The 15,615-nt window shown below is 69.2% G+C and carries 17 protein-coding genes and 1 tRNA gene; 13 read left to right on the forward strand and 5 right to left on the reverse strand.

The window, feature by feature from the left end:
- The first annotated feature begins 127 nt into the window (after positions 1–127).
- The 9 genes from D2K64_RS07135 to D2K64_RS07175 all read left to right on the forward strand — a co-directional run bounded on the left by D2K64_RS07135 (position 128) and on the right by D2K64_RS07175 (position 9,056).
- Positions 128–2,107 (forward strand): bifunctional 2',3'-cyclic-nucleotide 2'-phosphodiesterase/3'-nucleotidase, encoded by a 1,980-nt coding sequence (locus D2K64_RS07135; protein ID WP_238384063.1) that lies wholly within the window; start codon positions 128–130, stop codon positions 2,105–2,107.
- On the forward strand, positions 2,104–3,096 hold the full coding sequence (locus tag D2K64_RS07140) for a BMP family lipoprotein (RefSeq protein ID WP_120007665.1): 993 nt from the start codon (positions 2,104–2,106) through the stop codon (positions 3,094–3,096). Before D2K64_RS07135 ends, D2K64_RS07140 begins: the two co-directional genes overlap by 4 nt.
- On the forward strand, positions 3,096–4,643 hold the full coding sequence (locus tag D2K64_RS07145) for an ABC transporter ATP-binding protein (protein WP_120007531.1): 1,548 nt from the start codon (positions 3,096–3,098) through the stop codon (positions 4,641–4,643). Before D2K64_RS07140 ends, D2K64_RS07145 begins: the two co-directional genes overlap by 1 nt.
- A complete protein-coding gene (locus D2K64_RS07150) occupies positions 4,640–5,719 on the forward strand; it encodes an ABC transporter permease (protein WP_120007532.1) in 1,080 nt (359 codons plus the stop codon). Before D2K64_RS07145 ends, D2K64_RS07150 begins: the two co-directional genes overlap by 4 nt.
- Positions 5,716–6,690: an ABC transporter permease gene (locus tag D2K64_RS07155; RefSeq protein WP_120007533.1), complete on the forward strand. Its 975-nt coding sequence runs from the start codon at positions 5,716–5,718 to the stop codon at positions 6,688–6,690. Before D2K64_RS07150 ends, D2K64_RS07155 begins: the two co-directional genes overlap by 4 nt.
- A gap of 5 nt (positions 6,691–6,695) precedes the next feature.
- Positions 6,696–7,103: a cytidine deaminase gene (locus D2K64_RS07160; protein WP_370764522.1), complete on the forward strand. Its 408-nt coding sequence runs from the start codon at positions 6,696–6,698 to the stop codon at positions 7,101–7,103.
- Entirely contained in the window at positions 7,100–7,660 is a 561-nt protein-coding gene (locus D2K64_RS07165; protein WP_120007535.1) for a nucleoside 2-deoxyribosyltransferase, read from the forward strand. Before D2K64_RS07160 ends, D2K64_RS07165 begins: the two co-directional genes overlap by 4 nt.
- 22 nt (positions 7,661–7,682) lie before the next feature.
- Positions 7,683–8,621, forward strand: a complete 939-nt coding sequence (locus D2K64_RS07170) for a nucleoside hydrolase (RefSeq protein WP_120007536.1) — start codon at positions 7,683–7,685, stop codon at positions 8,619–8,621.
- Between the two features lie 102 nt (positions 8,622–8,723).
- Positions 8,724–9,056, forward strand: coding sequence for a DHCW motif cupin fold protein (locus D2K64_RS07175; protein WP_120007666.1), 333 nt, complete (start codon positions 8,724–8,726; stop codon positions 9,054–9,056).
- Between the two features lie 6 nt (positions 9,057–9,062).
- On the opposite strand, the gene D2K64_RS07180 is transcribed toward D2K64_RS07175, so the two are convergent.
- The 4 genes from D2K64_RS07180 to D2K64_RS07195 form a co-directional block, all read right to left on the reverse strand.
- Positions 9,063–9,851, reverse strand: a complete 789-nt coding sequence (locus tag D2K64_RS07180) for a DUF3750 domain-containing protein (RefSeq protein ID WP_120007537.1) — start codon at positions 9,849–9,851, stop codon at positions 9,063–9,065.
- 25 nt (positions 9,852–9,876) lie between these two features.
- Positions 9,877–10,413 (reverse strand): DUF2937 family protein, encoded by a 537-nt coding sequence (locus D2K64_RS07185; protein ID WP_157985753.1) that lies wholly within the window; start codon positions 10,411–10,413, stop codon positions 9,877–9,879.
- Between the two features lie 60 nt (positions 10,414–10,473).
- A complete protein-coding gene (locus D2K64_RS07190) occupies positions 10,474–11,448 on the reverse strand; it encodes a serine hydrolase domain-containing protein (RefSeq protein WP_120007667.1) in 975 nt (324 codons plus the stop codon).
- A 141-nt stretch (positions 11,449–11,589) separates the two neighbouring features.
- Positions 11,590–11,680: transfer RNA gene (locus D2K64_RS07195), tRNA-Ser, on the reverse strand.
- Positions 11,681–11,987: 307 nt separating this feature from the next.
- Here D2K64_RS07195 and speD point away from each other — a divergent pair.
- Positions 11,988–12,443: an adenosylmethionine decarboxylase gene (gene speD / locus D2K64_RS07200; RefSeq protein WP_120007539.1), complete on the forward strand. Its 456-nt coding sequence runs from the start codon at positions 11,988–11,990 to the stop codon at positions 12,441–12,443.
- Positions 12,444–12,522: 79 nt separating this feature from the next.
- On the forward strand, positions 12,523–13,392 hold the full coding sequence (speE, locus tag D2K64_RS07205) for a polyamine aminopropyltransferase (RefSeq protein WP_120007540.1): 870 nt from the start codon (positions 12,523–12,525) through the stop codon (positions 13,390–13,392).
- On the opposite strand, the gene D2K64_RS07210 is transcribed toward speE, so the two are convergent.
- The gene (locus tag D2K64_RS07210) at positions 13,367–13,663 is read right to left on the reverse strand and encodes a hypothetical protein (protein ID WP_120007541.1); all 297 of its coding nucleotides are present in this window, start codon (positions 13,661–13,663) and stop codon (positions 13,367–13,369) included. The genes speE and D2K64_RS07210 overlap by 26 nt on opposite strands.
- A gap of 103 nt (positions 13,664–13,766) precedes the next feature.
- Here D2K64_RS07210 and D2K64_RS07215 point away from each other — a divergent pair, with 103 nt between their 5' ends.
- Together D2K64_RS07215 and D2K64_RS07220 are read left to right on the forward strand one after the other, a co-directional pair.
- A complete protein-coding gene (locus D2K64_RS07215) occupies positions 13,767–13,985 on the forward strand; it encodes a hypothetical protein (RefSeq protein ID WP_120007542.1) in 219 nt (72 codons plus the stop codon).
- A 17-nt stretch (positions 13,986–14,002) separates the two neighbouring features.
- Positions 14,003–15,556, forward strand: coding sequence for a hybrid sensor histidine kinase/response regulator (locus tag D2K64_RS07220; RefSeq protein ID WP_241792642.1), 1,554 nt, complete (start codon positions 14,003–14,005; stop codon positions 15,554–15,556).
- The last annotated feature ends 59 nt before the right edge of the window (positions 15,557–15,615 follow it).

Consider the following 15,615-nt stretch of genomic DNA (forward strand, 5'->3'; position numbering starts at 1 on the left):
GCAGGTTGACAGGCGGATATGGGATGCCGGGCGACGGGGCGGAAGGCCGGCCGGACCACGGCCGGGGTTGATCGGCGCCGCCGGGCCGCCGAAGATGCCGGAACATCCGATCGGCCGAGGCTGTGTCATGCCGCGCAACGTCCTGTCCCGCCGTGCCCTGCTGCTCTGCGGCGTGGTCCTGGTCCTGCCCTGGACGGCCGGTGCCCAGGCAGCACCACGCCTTCGCCTGCGGCTGCTGGAAACCACGGACCTGCACGTCAACGTCTTTCCCTATGATTACTACCGGGACCGGACGGACGACACGGTGGGCCTCGCCAAGACCGCCAACCTGATCGCCGCGGCGCGGGCGGAAGTGCCGAATACGTTGTTGTTCGACAATGGCGACGTGATCCAGGGAAGCCCCCTCGGCGACTACATGGCCTATTCCCGCGGGCTGAAGCCCGGCGAGGTGCATCCGGTGGTCGCGGCGATGAACAGCCTCGGCTATCTGTGCGGCACGTTGGGCAACCACGAGTTCAATTACGGGCTGGACTATCTGGGCAAGGCCCTGGTCGGGCAGAACTTCCCCAGCGTCTGTGCCAATGTGCTGAAAACCGACGGCACGCCGCTGGTGCCGCCGACCCGCGTCTTCACGCGGGAGATGGTGGACGAGGCCGGGGCGAAGCACAACCTGCGCATCGGCGTCATCGGCTTCGTGCCGCCGCAGATCCTGCAATGGGACCAGGCGCACCTGCAGGGCCGCCTGACCGCCACCGACATCGTGGAAGCCGCCCGCCGGCACCTGCCGCAGCTCCGGGCAGAGGCCGACATCGTGGTCGCACTGTGCCATTACGGAATCGCCGGCGGCGAGGCGAAGCCGGGGGCCGAGAACGCCGCGCTGCACCTGGCGCAGGTGCCGGGCATCGATGCCATCATGACCGGCCACCAGCACCTCGTGTTTCCCGGCAAGGACTTTGCCAACATCCCCGACGTAGATGCGCAGCGCGGCACACTGCACGGTATGCCGGCGGTGATGGCCGGCTTCTGGGGCAGCCATCTCGGCGTTATCGACCTGACGCTGGAACGGCGCGGCGGCGCCTGGTCGGTGGCGGAGTTCGCCACGGAAGCGCGGCCGATCTATGAGCGCGCCGCGGATCGCAATGTCGTGGCCAAGGTCTCCGCCAGCAAGGCCGTTCTGGCTGCCGCCCGCCCCGAGCACGAGGCGACGCTGATCTATGTCCGCCAGCCGGTGGGCGAGACGCGGGCGCCGATCACCAGCTACTGGGCCCTGGTGGCGGACGACCCCTCTGTGCAGATCGTGTCGAATGCCCAGCTCTGGTACGTGCGCGACCTCGCGAAGAATGCCGGGCTGGGCGACCTGCCGCTCCTGTCCGCGGCGGCGCCGTTCAAGGCCGGCGGCCGCGGCGGCCCGGACTACTACACCGACGTGAAGCCCGGTCCCGTCGCCATCAAGGACGTGGCCGACATCTATCTCTACCCGAACACGCTGCGCGTGGTGAAGGTGACCGGAGCACAGCTGCGGGAATGGCTGGAGCGCTCCGCCGGCCTGTTCAACCGCATCGACCTGGCTTCCGGCACCGACCAGCCGCTGATCGACCCGCGCTTTCCATCCTACAATTTCGACGTGATCGACGGCGTCACCTACCGCATCGACGTCACGCAGCCTGCGCGCTACGACAATGACGGCAAGGTGGTCGCACCGCATCCGGGACCTGGCCTGGAATCGCCAGCCGGTCGGCCCGGCGCAGGAGTTCCTGGTGGTCACCAACAATTACCGTGCTGGTGGCGGCGGCCATTTCCCGGGCGCCGATGGCAGCACGATCGTGCTCGAAGCGCCGGACCTGAACCGCGACGTTGTTGTGCGCTACATCGTCGAACAGAAGGTGATCGATCCGCAGGCGGACAACAACTGGTCCCTGGCGCCCTGGCCCGCCGCGGCGCGGGTGACGCTGGCCACCGGGGCGGGCGCCGCACCCTTCCGCCCGCGTGGGCTGCTCGCCGAGCCGCTCGGCAACACGCAGGTCGGCTTCACCCAGTATCGCCTCAGCCATGCCGGCTGAGGCGGCCACCGGCCCAGCGCCGCAACCAGACCGGGATTCCACCATGAAGGTCCTGCTCGCCACCGCGCTTTCCGCGCTGATCAGCCTCGGCACGGCGCGCGCCGCGGAGATCACGCCGGCCATCGTCTACGACATGGGCGGCAAGTTCGACAAATCCTTCAACGAGGGCGTGCACAAGGGTGGTCAGGACTTCGCCCGATCCAGCGGCATCGCCGTGCGCGAGTTCGAGCCGCAGAACGATACGCAACGGGAGCAGGCGCTGCGCAACTTCGCCCGGCGCGGCCAGAACCCGATCATCGCCGTGGGCTTCAACCAGGCCAGCGCGGTGAAGACGGTGGCGGCCGAGTTCCCGCAGATCCGCTTCGTGATCATCGATTCCGTGGTGGAGGGGCCCAATGTCGAATCCGTGCTGTTCCGCGAGGAACAGGGCAGCTACCTCGCCGGTCTGATCGCGGCGCTCAAGAGCAGCACCGGAAAGGTCGGCTTCATCGGCGGCATGGACGTGCCGCTGATCCGGAGGTTCGCCTGTGGCTACGTACAGGGCGCCAAGGCAGGCAATCCGAAGATCGAGGTGCTGCAGAACATGACCGGCTCCACGCCGACCGCCTGGAATGATCCGGTGCGCGGCGCGGAACTCGCCCGATCGCAGATCGAGCGTGGCGCCGACGTGATCTTCCACGCCGCCGGCGCCACCGGCAACGGCGTGCTGCAGGCTGCTGCCGATGCGGGCAAGTTCGGCATCGGCGTCGATTCCAACCAGAACCACCTGCATCCCGGCAGCGTGCTGACCAGCATGGTGAAGCAGCTCGATGTCGCAACGCGCACCACCTTGGAAGCGGCCCGCGACGGCAGCTGGAAGGCCGGCAAGCAGGTGCTGGGCTTGGCGGAAGATGGCGTCGGCCTCGCCTTCGACGAGAACAATGCATCGGTGGTCACGCCGGAGATGCGCCGCCGGATCGATCAGGCGAAGGTCGATATCATCGCCGGGCGCGTCGCCGTGCATGACTACATGAGCAACAATTCCTGCCCGAACTGATGGGCGCCCCGGCCGGCCCGCCACCTGCCATCGAGTTGCGCGGCATCGACAAGCGCTTCGGCGCCGTGCACGCCAACCACGCCATCGACCTCGTGGTCCGGCGCGGCCACATCCATGGCATCGTCGGCGAAAATGGCGCCGGCAAGTCGACGCTGATGGCCATCCTGCACGGCTTCTATCAGGCCGATGCGGGCACCATCCTGGTGAACGGGGACGAAGCCCGCATCCGCGACAGCCGCGATGCCATCCGCCTCGGCATCGAGATGGTGCACCAGCACTTCATGCTGGTGGAACGCTTCACCGTGCTGGAGAACGTCATGCTGGGCGCCGAGGGCGGCGCGCTGCTGGCGCGCGGCGCGGCTCGGGCACGGGCCGAGCTGCGCCGGCTCGGCGCCCAATATGGCCTCGGCGTCGATCCCGATGCCCTGGTTGAGGATCTGCCGGTGGGCGCGCAGCAGCGCGTCGAGATCCTGAAGGCGTTGTATCGCGGCGCCGAGGTGCTGATCCTCGACGAGCCGACCGGCGTGCTGACGCCGCAGGAAGCGGACGATCTGTTCCGCGTGCTGCGCGCCCTGCGCGACCAGGGCCGCACGGTTCTGCTGATCACCCACAAGCTGCGCGAGATCATGGCGATCACTGACCGTGTCTCGGTGATGCGCACCGGGCAAATGGTGGCGCATCGTGACACCGCCACCACCACGCCGGCCGAGCTAGGCGAGCTGATGATCGGCCGGCGGCTGGCCGCGCCCGCGCCGTTGCCGCCCATGCCGCGCGGCCCGGTGCTGCTGGAGGCACGCGGCCTCTCGGTGCGCGACCCGGCCGGTGTGGAGCGCGTCAAGGACGCCGATCTGGTGCTGCGGGGCGGCGAGATCCTGGGCATCGCCGGCGTCGCCGGAAACGGACAGGGGGAATTGCTGGAAGCGCTGACGGGCATTCGCCGCCCGGTGGCAGGTGAGATCCGCTTCGCCGGGGAAACCGTGTTCCCCGGACCCGGCTTCGATGCCGCCGGCCTGCGCCGCAGGGGCCTGGGCCATGTGCCGGAAGACCGGCTGCGCAGCGGCCTGCTGCGGCAGGACAGCGCCGCCGCCAGCGCCATCCTGGGCTACCAGAATGATCCCCGCTGGCGCCGGGGTGGCCTGTTGTCCCCCGCTGCCATGGCGGCGCATGCGGCGGGGCTGATGCGCGACTTCGATGTGCGGCCGCCGGAACCCGCCCTGCGCTCGGCGCTGTTTTCCGGCGGCAATCAGCAGAAGCTGATTCTGGGCCGCGAGATCGAGCGCGATCCGAAAGTGCTGCTGGTCGGCCAGCCGACGCGCGGGGTGGACATTGGCGGCATCAATGCCATCCACCAGCGGCTGCTGGCGCACCGCGCCGCCGGGCGCGCCGTGCTGGTGGTGTCGGTGGAGATCGAGGAGATCCTGGCGCTGAGCGACCGGATCCTGGTGATGTGCGATGGACGGATCATGGGCGAATTGACCGCCGCCGAGGCGAATGAGCGCGAGCTGGGCCTGATGATGGCCGGCGTGACACCGGACGAGGCGGCTTGAGCGCGCCGGCGGCGCTGCCGCGCTGGGTCGATCTCGTCCTGCTGCCGGCGCTCAACCTTGCGCTGGCGCTCGCCATCACCGCCCTGCTGGTGCTGTTGACCGGCGGCGAGCCGGGGGCGGCCCTGCGGGCGCTGGCGGTGGGCAGCGTTGGCTCCACGGATGCCATCGGATACACGCTCTACTACGCCACCAACATGGCCTTCACCGGGCTGGCCGTCGCGGTGGCCTTCCAGGCCGGGCTGTTCAACATCGGCGCCGAGGGCCAAGCCTATCTGGGCGGGCTGGGCGTGGCGCTGGTGGCGCTGAACCTGGAGGGCCTGCCTCCAGTCCTGCTGTTGGCCATGGCCATCGCCGGGGGAGCCGCCTTCGGCGCCGCCTGGGCGGCCATCCCGGGCTGGCTGCAGGCGCGCCGCGGCAGCCACATCGTCATCACCACCATCATGTTCAACTTCCTGGCCGCGTCGCTGATGGTCTACCTGATCGTCAACGTGCTGATCGCGCCGGGCTCCATGTCCCCGGAGACGCGGCGCTTCGCCGAGGCAGCCTCGCTGCCGTCGCTGTCCGTCCTGGGCTTCGCGCCCTCGGTGCCGGTCAACTTGGCGCTGATCCTGGCCCTGGTGGCGGCGCTCGGCGTGTGGCTGCTGGTCTGGCGCACCCCCTGGGGCTACGGCCTGCGCGTCGTCGGGCAGAGCCCGGACGTGGCGCGCTATGCCGGCATCGACGAGGGGCGGGTGATCATCGCCGCCATGGCCCTGTCGGGTGCCCTGGCGGCCGGCGTTGCGGTGAACGAGTTGCTGGGCGCGCAGCACAAGCTGCTGCTGGGCTTCACCGGCGGCTACGGCTTCACCGGCATCGCCGTGGCGTTGATGGGGCGCAACCATCCCGCCGGCGTGCTGCTGGCGGCGCTGCTGTTCGGCGCGCTGACGCAGGGGGGCGCCGAGATGGCGTTCGAGGTGCCGGATGTGCCGTCCGAGATCGTGGTCCTGATCCAGGGGCTGGTGATCCTGTTCACCGGCGCACTGGGCACCATGCTGCGGCCGGTCCTGGCCCGTGTCTTGGCACCCGCCCGAGCATGACCGAGGCGCTGGACATCCTGCTGCCGGTGCTGGGCGCCACGCTGCGCCTGGCCACGCCGCTGCTGCTGGCCGCGCTGGCCGGCCTGTTCTCCGAGCGTGCCGGCATCGTCGATGTCGGACTGGAGGGCAAGATGCTGGTCGGCGCCTTCGCCGCTGCCGCCACCGCCGCCGTGACGGGCGACGTTCTGCCGGGCGTGCTGGCGGCGGTGGCGGCGTCCTGCCTGCTGGGGATGGTGCATGCCTATGGCTGCATCACCCTGCGCGGCAGTCAGGTGGTGTCGGGCATGGCGATCAACATCATCGCCTCCGGCCTGACCGCAACCCTGGCGCTCGCCTGGTTCGGGATGGGCGGGCAGACACCGGCACTGCCGGCGGCGGCCCGCTTCCTGCCGCTCGACCTGCCCGGCGCCGATGCCCTGGCCGACGTGCCGGTGCTAGGGCGGATCTATGCCTCGCTGATCGGCGGCCAGACCATGCTGGTCTATCTGGCGCTGCTGCTGGTGCCCGTCAGCGCCTTTGTGCTGGCGCGCACCCGCTTCGGCCTGCGGCTGCGGGCGGCGGGCGAGCATCCGGCGGCGGTGGACACGGCGGGCGTCTCGGTCGCGCGGCTGCGCTATGCCGGGGTGCTGATCGCCTCTGTGCTGTGCGGGATCGCCGGCGCCTACGTCGCCACGGCCCAGGGCGCCGGTTTCCAGCGCGACATGATCGCGGGGCGGGGTTATATCGCGCTGGCGGCTATGATCCTGGGGGGCTGGCGCCCGGGGCGGATCCTGTTGACCTGTCTGTTGTTCGGCCTGCTGGATGCGGTGGCGATCCGCCTGCAGGGCGCGGTGTTGCCTGGCATCGGCGCCTTTCCGGTGCAGGCGATTCAGGCCTTGCCGTACCTGCTGACAGTGGTGCTGCTTGCCGGCTTCATGGGACGCGCGATCCCGCCCCGGGCCAGCGGCCAGCCTTATGTGAAGGAGCGTTGAACCCTGTGTCCGATCCCTTGATCGCCGCTGCCCTGGCGGCGCGGGCCAATGCCTATGCGCCGTATTCGCGCTTCCATGTCGGCGCCGCGCTGCGCACCGAGGAGGGCCAGATCTTCGCCGGCTGCAACGTCGAGAACGCGGCGTTCCCGGAAGGCAGCTGCGCCGAGGCCGGGGCCATCGCCGCGATGGCCCTGGCCGGCGGCCGCCGCATCGCCGAGCTGGTGGTGGCGGGCGAGGGGGAGGCGCCCTGCACGCCCTGCGGCGGCTGCCGGCAGAAGATCCGCGAATTCGCCGGGCCCAAAACCCCGCTGCGCATGGTCGACGCGCGCGGCCGGGTGCTGCTGCACACCACGCTCGCAGCCTTGCTGCCGCATTCCTTCGGGCCGGGGCATCTGGCGGGCAATCCGGCGTGAGGCCGCGCGCCTATCTGGCGGGCCCGGACGTCTTCCTGCCCGGCGCGCCGGCCCATGCCGCCCGCAAGGTGGCGATCTGCGCCCGCCACGGCATCGAGGGCCGGCCGCCGCTGAACGAGGATCTGGCCAGCCTCGGCAGTTTTCCCGCGGAAGCGGCCTGGTCCACCATCTTCCGCAAGGACATCGGCATGATGGAGGAATGCGACCTCGCCATTGCCAACCTGACGCCGTTCCGCGGCGTCTCGGCCGACAGCGGCACGCTGGTGGAGATCGGCTGGTTCCTGGGCCGCGGCCGGCCGGTCTTCGGCTATTCGAACAGCGCGGTGCCGTTTTCCGCGCGCTGCGCCGCGCATGCCGCCATGTTGCCGGACCCGATCCCCGGCATCACCGTGGAAGGCTTCGGCCTGGCCGACAACCTGATGATCGAGGGCGCGCTGGTGCAGGCCGGCGGGCATCCCATGCTGGTTCCGGCCGGCGGCAGCGATCAGCCTTTCGACTCCCTGGACCTGTTCGAGGCCTGCGTTGCCCTGGCGGCGCAGCGGCTCGGCCTGACCTGACCTTTCCGACGAGGCGCCCGCCATGGCCCGCAAGATCATCATCGACACCGACCCCGGCAAGGACGACGCGGTGGCCATCCTGCTGGCGCTGGCATCGCCGGAACTGGAGGTGCTGGCCCTGACGGCGGTGGCGGGCAATGTGCCGCTATCCCGCACCGAAGCCAATGCGCGCCAGCTTCTGGAACTGGGTGGCCGGCCGGATATCCCGGTCTATCCCGGCTGCATGCGGCCGCTGGTGCGCAATCCCGTCACCGCCGAGCACGTGCATGGCGAAACCGGCCTGCAGGGCCTGGTGCTGCCGGAGCCCGCGACGCCGCCCCGGCCCGGACACGCCGTGGATGCCATGATTGACATGCTGCGCCAGGCAGCGCCGGGTGAGATCACGCTGTGCCTGCTCGGCCCGGCCACCAACCTGGCCATGGCGCTGGTGAAAGCACCCGACATCGCCGCCCGCGTCGCCGAGGTGATCTGGATGGCCGGTGCGCGCAGCGAGGGCGGCAACGTCACGCCGGCCGCCGAGTACAACGTGCATGCCGATCCCGATGCGGCGGAGGTGCTGCTGAACAGCGGCATCGCGCTGACGCTGCTGCCGCTGGACCTGACACACCAGGTTCGGCTGACGCGGGAGCGGCTGACGCGGCTACGCATGATCGGCACGGCGGCGGCGCGGGCGGTGGCAGTGATGTTCTCCGACGCGGACGGCACGCCGCAGCGGGAGCGGGAACAGGAAGGCATTCCGCTGCACGATCCCTGCGTCATCGCGTGGCTGCTGCGGCCTGGATTGTTCTCGGGGCGGCGCATCAATGTCCAGGTGGAAACCGGCAGTCCGCTGGCGCTCGGCATGACGGTGGCGGACTGGTTTGGTGTCTCTGGCCGCGCGGCCAATGCGACCTGGCTGAACCAGGCCGATGCCGCCGGGTTTTTCGACCTCCTGCTGGAACGCCTGGCGCGGCTGCCCTGATCACAGCGGCGCAGCCATGCGGTGCCCGCCTCGTCGCGGCATGGCCCATTGCGTGATGCGGCGGCTTGCTTCAGCCTGCGGCAGCCCGAGGAGCATGGCGCCATGAAGCTTCCGCCCCTGCCGTTCACCGGCGTCCACTGGGATGCTTTGCCGGCCACCGAGCATCGGGGGGAACGCGGCACAGCGCTGTGCCGCACTCTATCCAACGGCGATGTGCGGATGCGGGTCGTGGAATACTCGCCCGGCTACCTCGCGGATCATTTGTGTGACCGGGGCCACGTGCTGTATGTGCTGGACGGCGAGCTGGTCACCGAACTGCAGGATGGCCGCCGGTTCACCTTCGCGGCCGGGCATGGTTACACCGTGTCGGATTTCGGTGACGCCGCGCATCGCTCCTCTACCGAAACCGGCGCGCGGCTGTTCATCGTCGACTGAGGTGCTTCAACTGGTCCGCAGCGCCTCCGGCACCGGCGTGGCCGGCCCGTCCTGGCCGCGCATGCCGATCCGCCCAAGGCCCGGCAGCTTGATCGCCGGCCGCCGCAGGTCGAGGCCCGCGGTGGCGCCTAGGATGTTGATCTCAAAACCTTCCACCCAGCCTAGCGTCAGGCCGGCATAGCCGCCGAGGCTCAGCCGCAACCCGGTTCCCGACTGGGTCGGGCGCAGCCAGCGGCCGTCATAGGGGAAATCCTTGCCGATCGCGGTGGGGGGCAGCGCCACGCCCAATCCCGGCAGGGTGTCGAGCACGGCGGCCACGAAGGTGTTGGAGTTCGGGCCGGGCCAGGCCCGGTAATCGCCGCGGTTGCGCCAGGCATAGGATTCGATCGCCCGCTGCATGGCGGGAATCAGCGCCGCAGCGGCGGCCCCATCCGCCGCGTAGACGGTGTCCGGCCGGGCGCCGAACCAGCGGCCATCCGGCTCGAAACCGTTCATGCGGATCGGCTCCCCCCAGGCGGTGTAATCGTAGCGCGTGTAGCTCCTGGCGCCTTCCGGCTTGAAGACGATCCAGCAATGCGTGGCGAAGATGCCGCGCCAGCGCACCGTCGGCGCGGCGAACACCCGGACCACGGCCGGGGAGTGGCCCGCAGCCGGCGGCAGCAGGCCGGCGCTGGAACGGTCGGCGGTGCGCCAGCCGGCACCGGTGCCGTTGGCGTAGTAGAGCCCCGCCGAGATCGACAAGGGCAGCAGGAAGAACACCAGAAACAGAACAAGTCCCAGTTTCAGCCAAGGCATGCGACGAACTTTCGGCAGCAAGGGTTCACGCGTGGCGCGCCCGGCCCGCGACGAGCGGCGCGATCAGGAGCCGCGCCAGCAGGAGGCCGATGATCAGCCCGCCCAGCCCGTAGCTGGCCGGCGCGGCGCTGAGCAGCACGGCCGGCACAAGGTCCTGCCACGCGCGGCGCAGAATGGCCGGCTTGCCGGCGCGATCATCGGTCAGGCCGTCCCACAGGGCAACCAGGGGACGCGTGATGGGGGAGGTGCGGTCCAGACGCTCGGCCGTGGCGCGCAGCAGCGCCGCCTGCTCGGCCGAGGCCACCAGGCCGGCCGCATTAGCTGGCTCCGAGCGGCGCAGCGCATCGAGCACCATGCCCGGCGGCGCGTCCGGTGGAAGGCGGTAGTATTCCCGCGCGATCCTCTGCCGGTCGGCGATGTCGCGCTGGCCCGCTTCCGCGACCTGGGTCAGGGCGGCCCGGTAGGATTGCGCGAGGGCAGGGATCTGCATCGCGCCGAGGGCCATGGTCAGGGCGAGGCCGAAGCGGATCGAATCCGCCAGCCAGTCCGCAAGGAAGCGCATGATCCCCATCTCCATCTGAGTGGAAGGGGAAGAGCCGCGACGCGATCCGGGTTGCGGGCATCATCCGGTGAACGCCGGAATGATCGCCTGCTCCACCAGCCGGTGCAGGGCCGCGGAATGGCCGCTGCTTCCGCCCGAGCGCTGCGTCGGATCGGAGGTCATGACGATGCTGAGCCCGAGGTCGGGAACAACATGGATCATCTGGCCGCCGAAGCCCCAGGCGTAGTAGCGCCGGAGATGCGCGTCTTCACGCCGGAACCAGCCATAGCCGTAGGAATCGCCGGTGAAGGCGGAACGGGCCTGCGGCTGCCAGCTTGCCTCGATCCAGCTCCGCGGCACAACTTCCGTGCCGCCGACGCGACCATGGCTGAGCACCATCGCGGCGAAGCGCGACAGGGCCCGCGGCGACATCAGCATGTCGTTGCCGCCGAAGAAGATCCCCTGCGGATCGCGCGGCCAGGGCGGGATGCTGATGTTGAGCGGATCGCCGAGCCAGTCCCGCGCCAGCTCCAGGGTGCTCCGTCCGGTGCGGCGGGTGAGGATCGCCGACAGCAGGTGCGTGTTGCCGGTGGAATACAGCATGGGCCCGCCCGGATCGGCCACGAAAGGCCGGGCGAGAACAAAGCGCACCCAGTCCGGGCTAGATACCCAGCGGCCGTAAAACGGGCCTGAGGTGCGCTCCAGGCCCGCCTGCATGGACAGCAGGTGCCCGATGGTGACGCGATGCAGGCGCGGATCGGCGCCCCGCGGCAGCTTGTCGCGCAACAGCGGCGCAACGGGCTCATCGACGCCGGTGAGGTGGCCGCGCCGGATGGCGATGCCGACCAGTGACGCGATGATCGTCTTGGACACCGATTTGATGTTCACGGAACGGTCCGGCGCCGGGCCCCGGAAGCGGTGCTCCGCCAGCACCGTGCCGTTCCGGACAACCATGAGGGTGTGCAGTGGATCCAGAGCGCGGGCCTGCTCCAGAGCCGCCCGCAGTTCCGCATCGGGGGCGGCGGCTGCGCCGATCAGGGCGGGTGAGGCGGCCATCAGCCGCAGCATTTGGCGGCGGGATCGCGGCGGATCGGCACGGTGCATAATCAGGATGTGGCGCGCAGCCGGATCTGCCGCCAGGGGCCGTTACGCTTGGCTACGATGCGGGGCACCGCAAGCGGATGGCCCGGAGGCTGGTGGCGGATGGGGTGGGATTCGAACCCACGATACCCTTTTGAGGTATACACACTTTCCAGGCGTGCGCCTTCGACCGCTCGGCCACCCATCCAACGCAGGCGGCGGGGTATACCAGCCTTGAGCGGACGGGCAAGAGGATTCGAGTGCCTTCCCCCTTGAAACCCCGGGACCGGAGGTTTTCCGAGGAAGAAGCTGCCCCACGGGGGGCATTTGCGGAGGCTGTCACAATCGGCGCGACGAGATCCGCGCCCAGCGCGGGGAGGACCCGTGTTTTTTTCGGCCTCAAAGTCCCGATTTTTCTTGCGGTGGGGGACCCCTTGCCTCATAAGCCGCCCCCGTTGACCTGATCGATCCACGATCACCCTGGTCATCTTCTGGTGGGAAGGAGCCCTCGAGCCATGGACGCTCTCGTTTCTCCGCTGGGGATGGTTTCGGATTACAGCCCGAGCGAAGCCCAGTCTGTTGATAGCCACGGTGAGGCGAAGGATTACTTCGTCGAACGTGACGGTGTGCGCTTCGCCGGCACGCATCTGATCGTTGATCTCTGGGGTGCCACGAACCTCGACGACCCCGCGCACATCGATTCCGTGCTGCGTGAGGCCGCCATCGAGACCGGCGCGACTATTCTGCACGGCCACTTCCACCACTTCTCCCCGAATGGTGGCGTGAGCGGCGTGCTGGTGCTGGCCGAGAGCCACGTTTCGATCCACACCTGGCCGGAGCGGGCCTATGCCGCGCTCGACATCTTCGTCTGCGGCATCTGCAATCCGTACAAGGCGGTGTCGATCCTGAAGAAGGGCTTCGAGCCCGAGCGCGTGCAGCTTGCCGAGCACAAGCGCGGCCTGATCGGCTGACCTCAGCCTTTCATGTGACGCGACCGGGGGCGGGATCCTAGGATCCCGCCCTCTTGTTATGGACTGAGGACGAACGCCGATGCCGACCGATTCCTGGGTGAACGAGACCCTCTATCCCGAATGGGGCCAGCGCTTCCTGGTGAAGCGCGAGCTGGCCCGCGTGCAGAGCGCCTTCCAGGACATCATGCTGTTCGAAAGCTACAGCCACGGGCGCGTTATGCTGCTCGATGGCGTGGTGCAGATCACGGAAAAGGACGAGTTCGTTTATCAGGAGATGCTCGCCCATGTGCCGTTGCTGGCGCATGGCGACGCAAGGCGCGTGCTGATCATCGGCGCCGGCGACGGCGGCGTGCTGAAGCGTGTGCTGCAGCACCGCAACGTCGAGAAGGCCGTGATGGTCGAAATCGACGGCGAGGTGATCCGGCTGTGCAAGGAGCACATGCCCGACATCGCGGGCGGCGCCTGGACCGATCCGCGCGCCGAGGTGATCGTCGGTGACGGCATCGACTACGTCCGCAAGGCGGATGCCGGCAGCTTCGACGTGGTGATCGTCGATTCGACCGATCCGATTGGCGTGGGCGAGGTGCTGTTCACCGACGAGTTCTACAGCAGCGCCGCGCGCCTGCTGTCGGACCGCGGCGTGATCGTCAATCAATGCGGCGTGCCGATCATGCAGGCCGACGAACTGGCCGAAACCAGCGTTCGCCGCGGCAAGGCGTTCCCGGACATCTGGGCCTATGTGGCGGCGGTGCCGACCTATGTCGGCGGCTTCATGACATTGGGCTGGGCAGCCAAGGATGCCGGGCTGCGGACGGTGGATGCGGAGACGATCCGCCGCCGCGCCGAGGCGGCCGGTATCCTCGGCGCCACGGAATACTGGACGCCCGAGATTCATGCAGGCGCTTTCCACCTCCCGCCCTACATCAGCCGGCACTTGCCCCGGTCCTGATGCCCGGATCGCCGCGGCGGCTGAGCGCCGCACCGGCCTGCAAGGCCTGGTGCAGGATCTCGACCCGCTGCTGAAGCAGCAACAGGGCAAAGCGGCATGCCTGCCGGTTCCGCTTTTGCAGCCGCAGGGCGGCCAGGCACAGAACGGCGATGTCCCGGTCCAGTCCAGGACGGTCCAACTGCTGCCCGGTCCTGGCGAGGCCCCGGGTGGTGGCCAGGAGGCCGTCCAGCTGCTGGGCGGTGACAAGGACGGCATGCACATCAGGAGTCATGCCGCGAGTCTGGAAGACTCCGGTTGAGCGACGGTAAACAGCACCGTTAATTCTTCCTTCACCTCTTGGATCCACCCTGACGGCTCGCGGAAAGGGCCTGCCGATGGACATGCGTGAAGCGTTGGAGCACAGCCTGCGGCAGCTGGAAGCCGGCGTCTCACGGCAGCCGATGGTGTTGACCGGCGCAATGGGGAAGGCGTCGGCCGGCCTGCGGGCGGTACCGCCGCGACTCCAGGCCAGTTGTTCGAACGCTGCTGTTCTCCAGGCGAGCCGTGCCTTGTTGGCCGATGCCATCGCCGATCTCGCGCGGCAGGCCGGCTGACAGCGGGTCCGCGTCACGTGAACTGGCTTTCGAAGCTACGCCATCGTTGGAGTCATGCATCAGACAGCCGCATTGCGGCGGCAGGGCTGTTCCAGCACCTGCCCGATGCAGCCCTGCTGCTGGACAGCCAGTGTTGTTCGCTGGAGGCGAATGCGGCCCTCCGCCGGGCGTTGGGACCCACAGCACCGGTACGGCGGGGGATGCCGGGTGAACGGATCTTCGATCCCGGGAGCCGCGCGGCCTTCCGGCGGTGGTGGGAGGAAGTCCATCCGGAGGCCGAGCTGACCCTTCTTCCCGCTGAAGGCCGACAGCCGATGCTGGTGTCGCCCGTGCGGCTGCTGCTGGAGGATGGTACCTGGGTCTTGCTGCTGCGCGACGTGACGCAGCGCCACGCCCTGGCGGCGCAATTTGCCGAAGCGGACCGGCTGCAGGTCCTCGGCACCCTGGCCGGCGGCATCGCCCACGACTTCAACAACCTGCTGGCGGTGGTGGTTGGCGCGGCGGATCAGGCGCTGCTCCAGAAGGGGCTGGAGGCCGATCTCGCAATCCGCGACGATCTGCAGCAAATCCGGCAAGCTGCGGATCGCGGCGCGGCGCTGGTCCGGCAACTGCTCGCCTATGCGCGGCAACAGGTGCTGGCGCCAAGGCTGGTGCCGCTGAACATCGCCGTGCGGAGCATGGCCACGCTGCTGCAACCCTTGCTCGGGCAGCAGATCCGCCTGGAACTCAGGCTGGATGAGCCGGGGCGGCATGTCCGTATCGATCCGTCGCAGCTTGATCGGGTTCTGATGAACCTGGCGATGAATGCACGCCAGGCGATGCCGCAGGGCGGCACCCTGACCCTGCAGACCGGGCGGGTCCTGCTGCTGGAACCGCTCCGGGCGGAGCCGGAGGATGTGCCGCCGGGCCGCTGGACGGTCCTGGAGGTGGCCGATAACGGCCAGGGCATTCCGAAGGAGATCCTGCCGCGCATCTTCCAGCCGTTCTTCACCAGCAGGGCACATCAGGGCGGCACGGGGATGGGCCTCGCCACGGTGCATGGCATCGTGCGGCAATCGGGCGGCTACCTGTTGGTGGAGAGTGCCGTGGGCGCGGGCACAAGGTTTCGCATCCTGCTGCCGCGGGTGGACGATGCGCCACAGGCAGCACCGGAACCCGCCGCGGTCGAGCCGCACCGCGCGCCGCCATCGGTGCCGCCACCGACCGAGCAGCAGACGATCCTGCTGGTGGAGGACCAAGAGCCGCTTCGCCGTTTGGCGGAGCGCGCCCTCCGGAAGACCGGCTGGCAGGTCATGGCCGCCGAGGATGCCGAAGACGCCCTGGCGCTGCTGGACGATCAACAGACCGCGCCCTCGATCCTCGTGTCCGACGTGATCATGCCGGGGATGGACGGCGCCGAGTTGGCTACCCGGCTCCGGCAGCGCTGGCCGGCGCTCCCGGTGCTGCTGGTCAGCGGCTACGCACCCTCCATCGTGTCCGGTGGCTTCGGCGAAAGCGGCGTTGAATACCTTGCCAAGCCTTACCGCCCGGCCGAACTGGTGGAGGCGGTTCAGAGTTGCCTGAGAACGTAGGTGGCTCTTGCACGAGGAACACCAAAGAACATATAAGGAACATCACAGAACGGCCGGCG

This window comes from Teichococcus vastitatis, from assembly GCF_003604215.1.
In the GTDB taxonomy this organism is placed as follows: domain Bacteria; phylum Pseudomonadota; class Alphaproteobacteria; order Acetobacterales; family Acetobacteraceae; genus Pseudoroseomonas; species Pseudoroseomonas vastitatis.

Excerpts from the sequence above, each read along its gene's own strand:
- D2K64_RS07190 (WP_120007667.1), bottom strand. The coding sequence starts at position 11,448 with ATGGCCGCCTCACCCGCCCTGATCGGCGCAGCCGCCGCCCCCGATGCG.
- D2K64_RS07170 (WP_120007536.1), top strand. The coding sequence starts at position 7,683 with ATGGCCCGCAAGATCATCATCGACACCGACCCCGGCAAGGACGACGCG.
- D2K64_RS07180 (WP_120007537.1), bottom strand. The coding sequence starts at position 9,851 with ATGCCTTGGCTGAAACTGGGACTTGTTCTGTTTCTGGTGTTCTTCCTG.
- D2K64_RS07140 (WP_120007665.1), top strand. The coding sequence starts at position 2,104 with ATGAAGGTCCTGCTCGCCACCGCGCTTTCCGCGCTGATCAGCCTCGGC.
- D2K64_RS07210 (WP_120007541.1), bottom strand. The coding sequence starts at position 13,663 with ATGACTCCTGATGTGCATGCCGTCCTTGTCACCGCCCAGCAGCTGGAC.
- D2K64_RS07185 (WP_157985753.1), bottom strand. The coding sequence starts at position 10,413 with ATGCGCTTCCTTGCGGACTGGCTGGCGGATTCGATCCGCTTCGGCCTC.
- D2K64_RS07135 (WP_238384063.1), top strand. The coding sequence starts at position 128 with ATGCCGCGCAACGTCCTGTCCCGCCGTGCCCTGCTGCTCTGCGGCGTG.
- speE (WP_120007540.1), top strand. The coding sequence starts at position 12,523 with ATGCCGACCGATTCCTGGGTGAACGAGACCCTCTATCCCGAATGGGGC.
- speD (WP_120007539.1), top strand. The coding sequence starts at position 11,988 with ATGGACGCTCTCGTTTCTCCGCTGGGGATGGTTTCGGATTACAGCCCG.
- D2K64_RS07155 (WP_120007533.1), top strand. The coding sequence starts at position 5,716 with ATGACCGAGGCGCTGGACATCCTGCTGCCGGTGCTGGGCGCCACGCTG.
- D2K64_RS07175 (WP_120007666.1), top strand. The coding sequence starts at position 8,724 with ATGAAGCTTCCGCCCCTGCCGTTCACCGGCGTCCACTGGGATGCTTTG.
- D2K64_RS07215 (WP_120007542.1), top strand. The coding sequence starts at position 13,767 with ATGGACATGCGTGAAGCGTTGGAGCACAGCCTGCGGCAGCTGGAAGCC.
- D2K64_RS07145 (WP_120007531.1), top strand. The coding sequence starts at position 3,096 with ATGGGCGCCCCGGCCGGCCCGCCACCTGCCATCGAGTTGCGCGGCATC.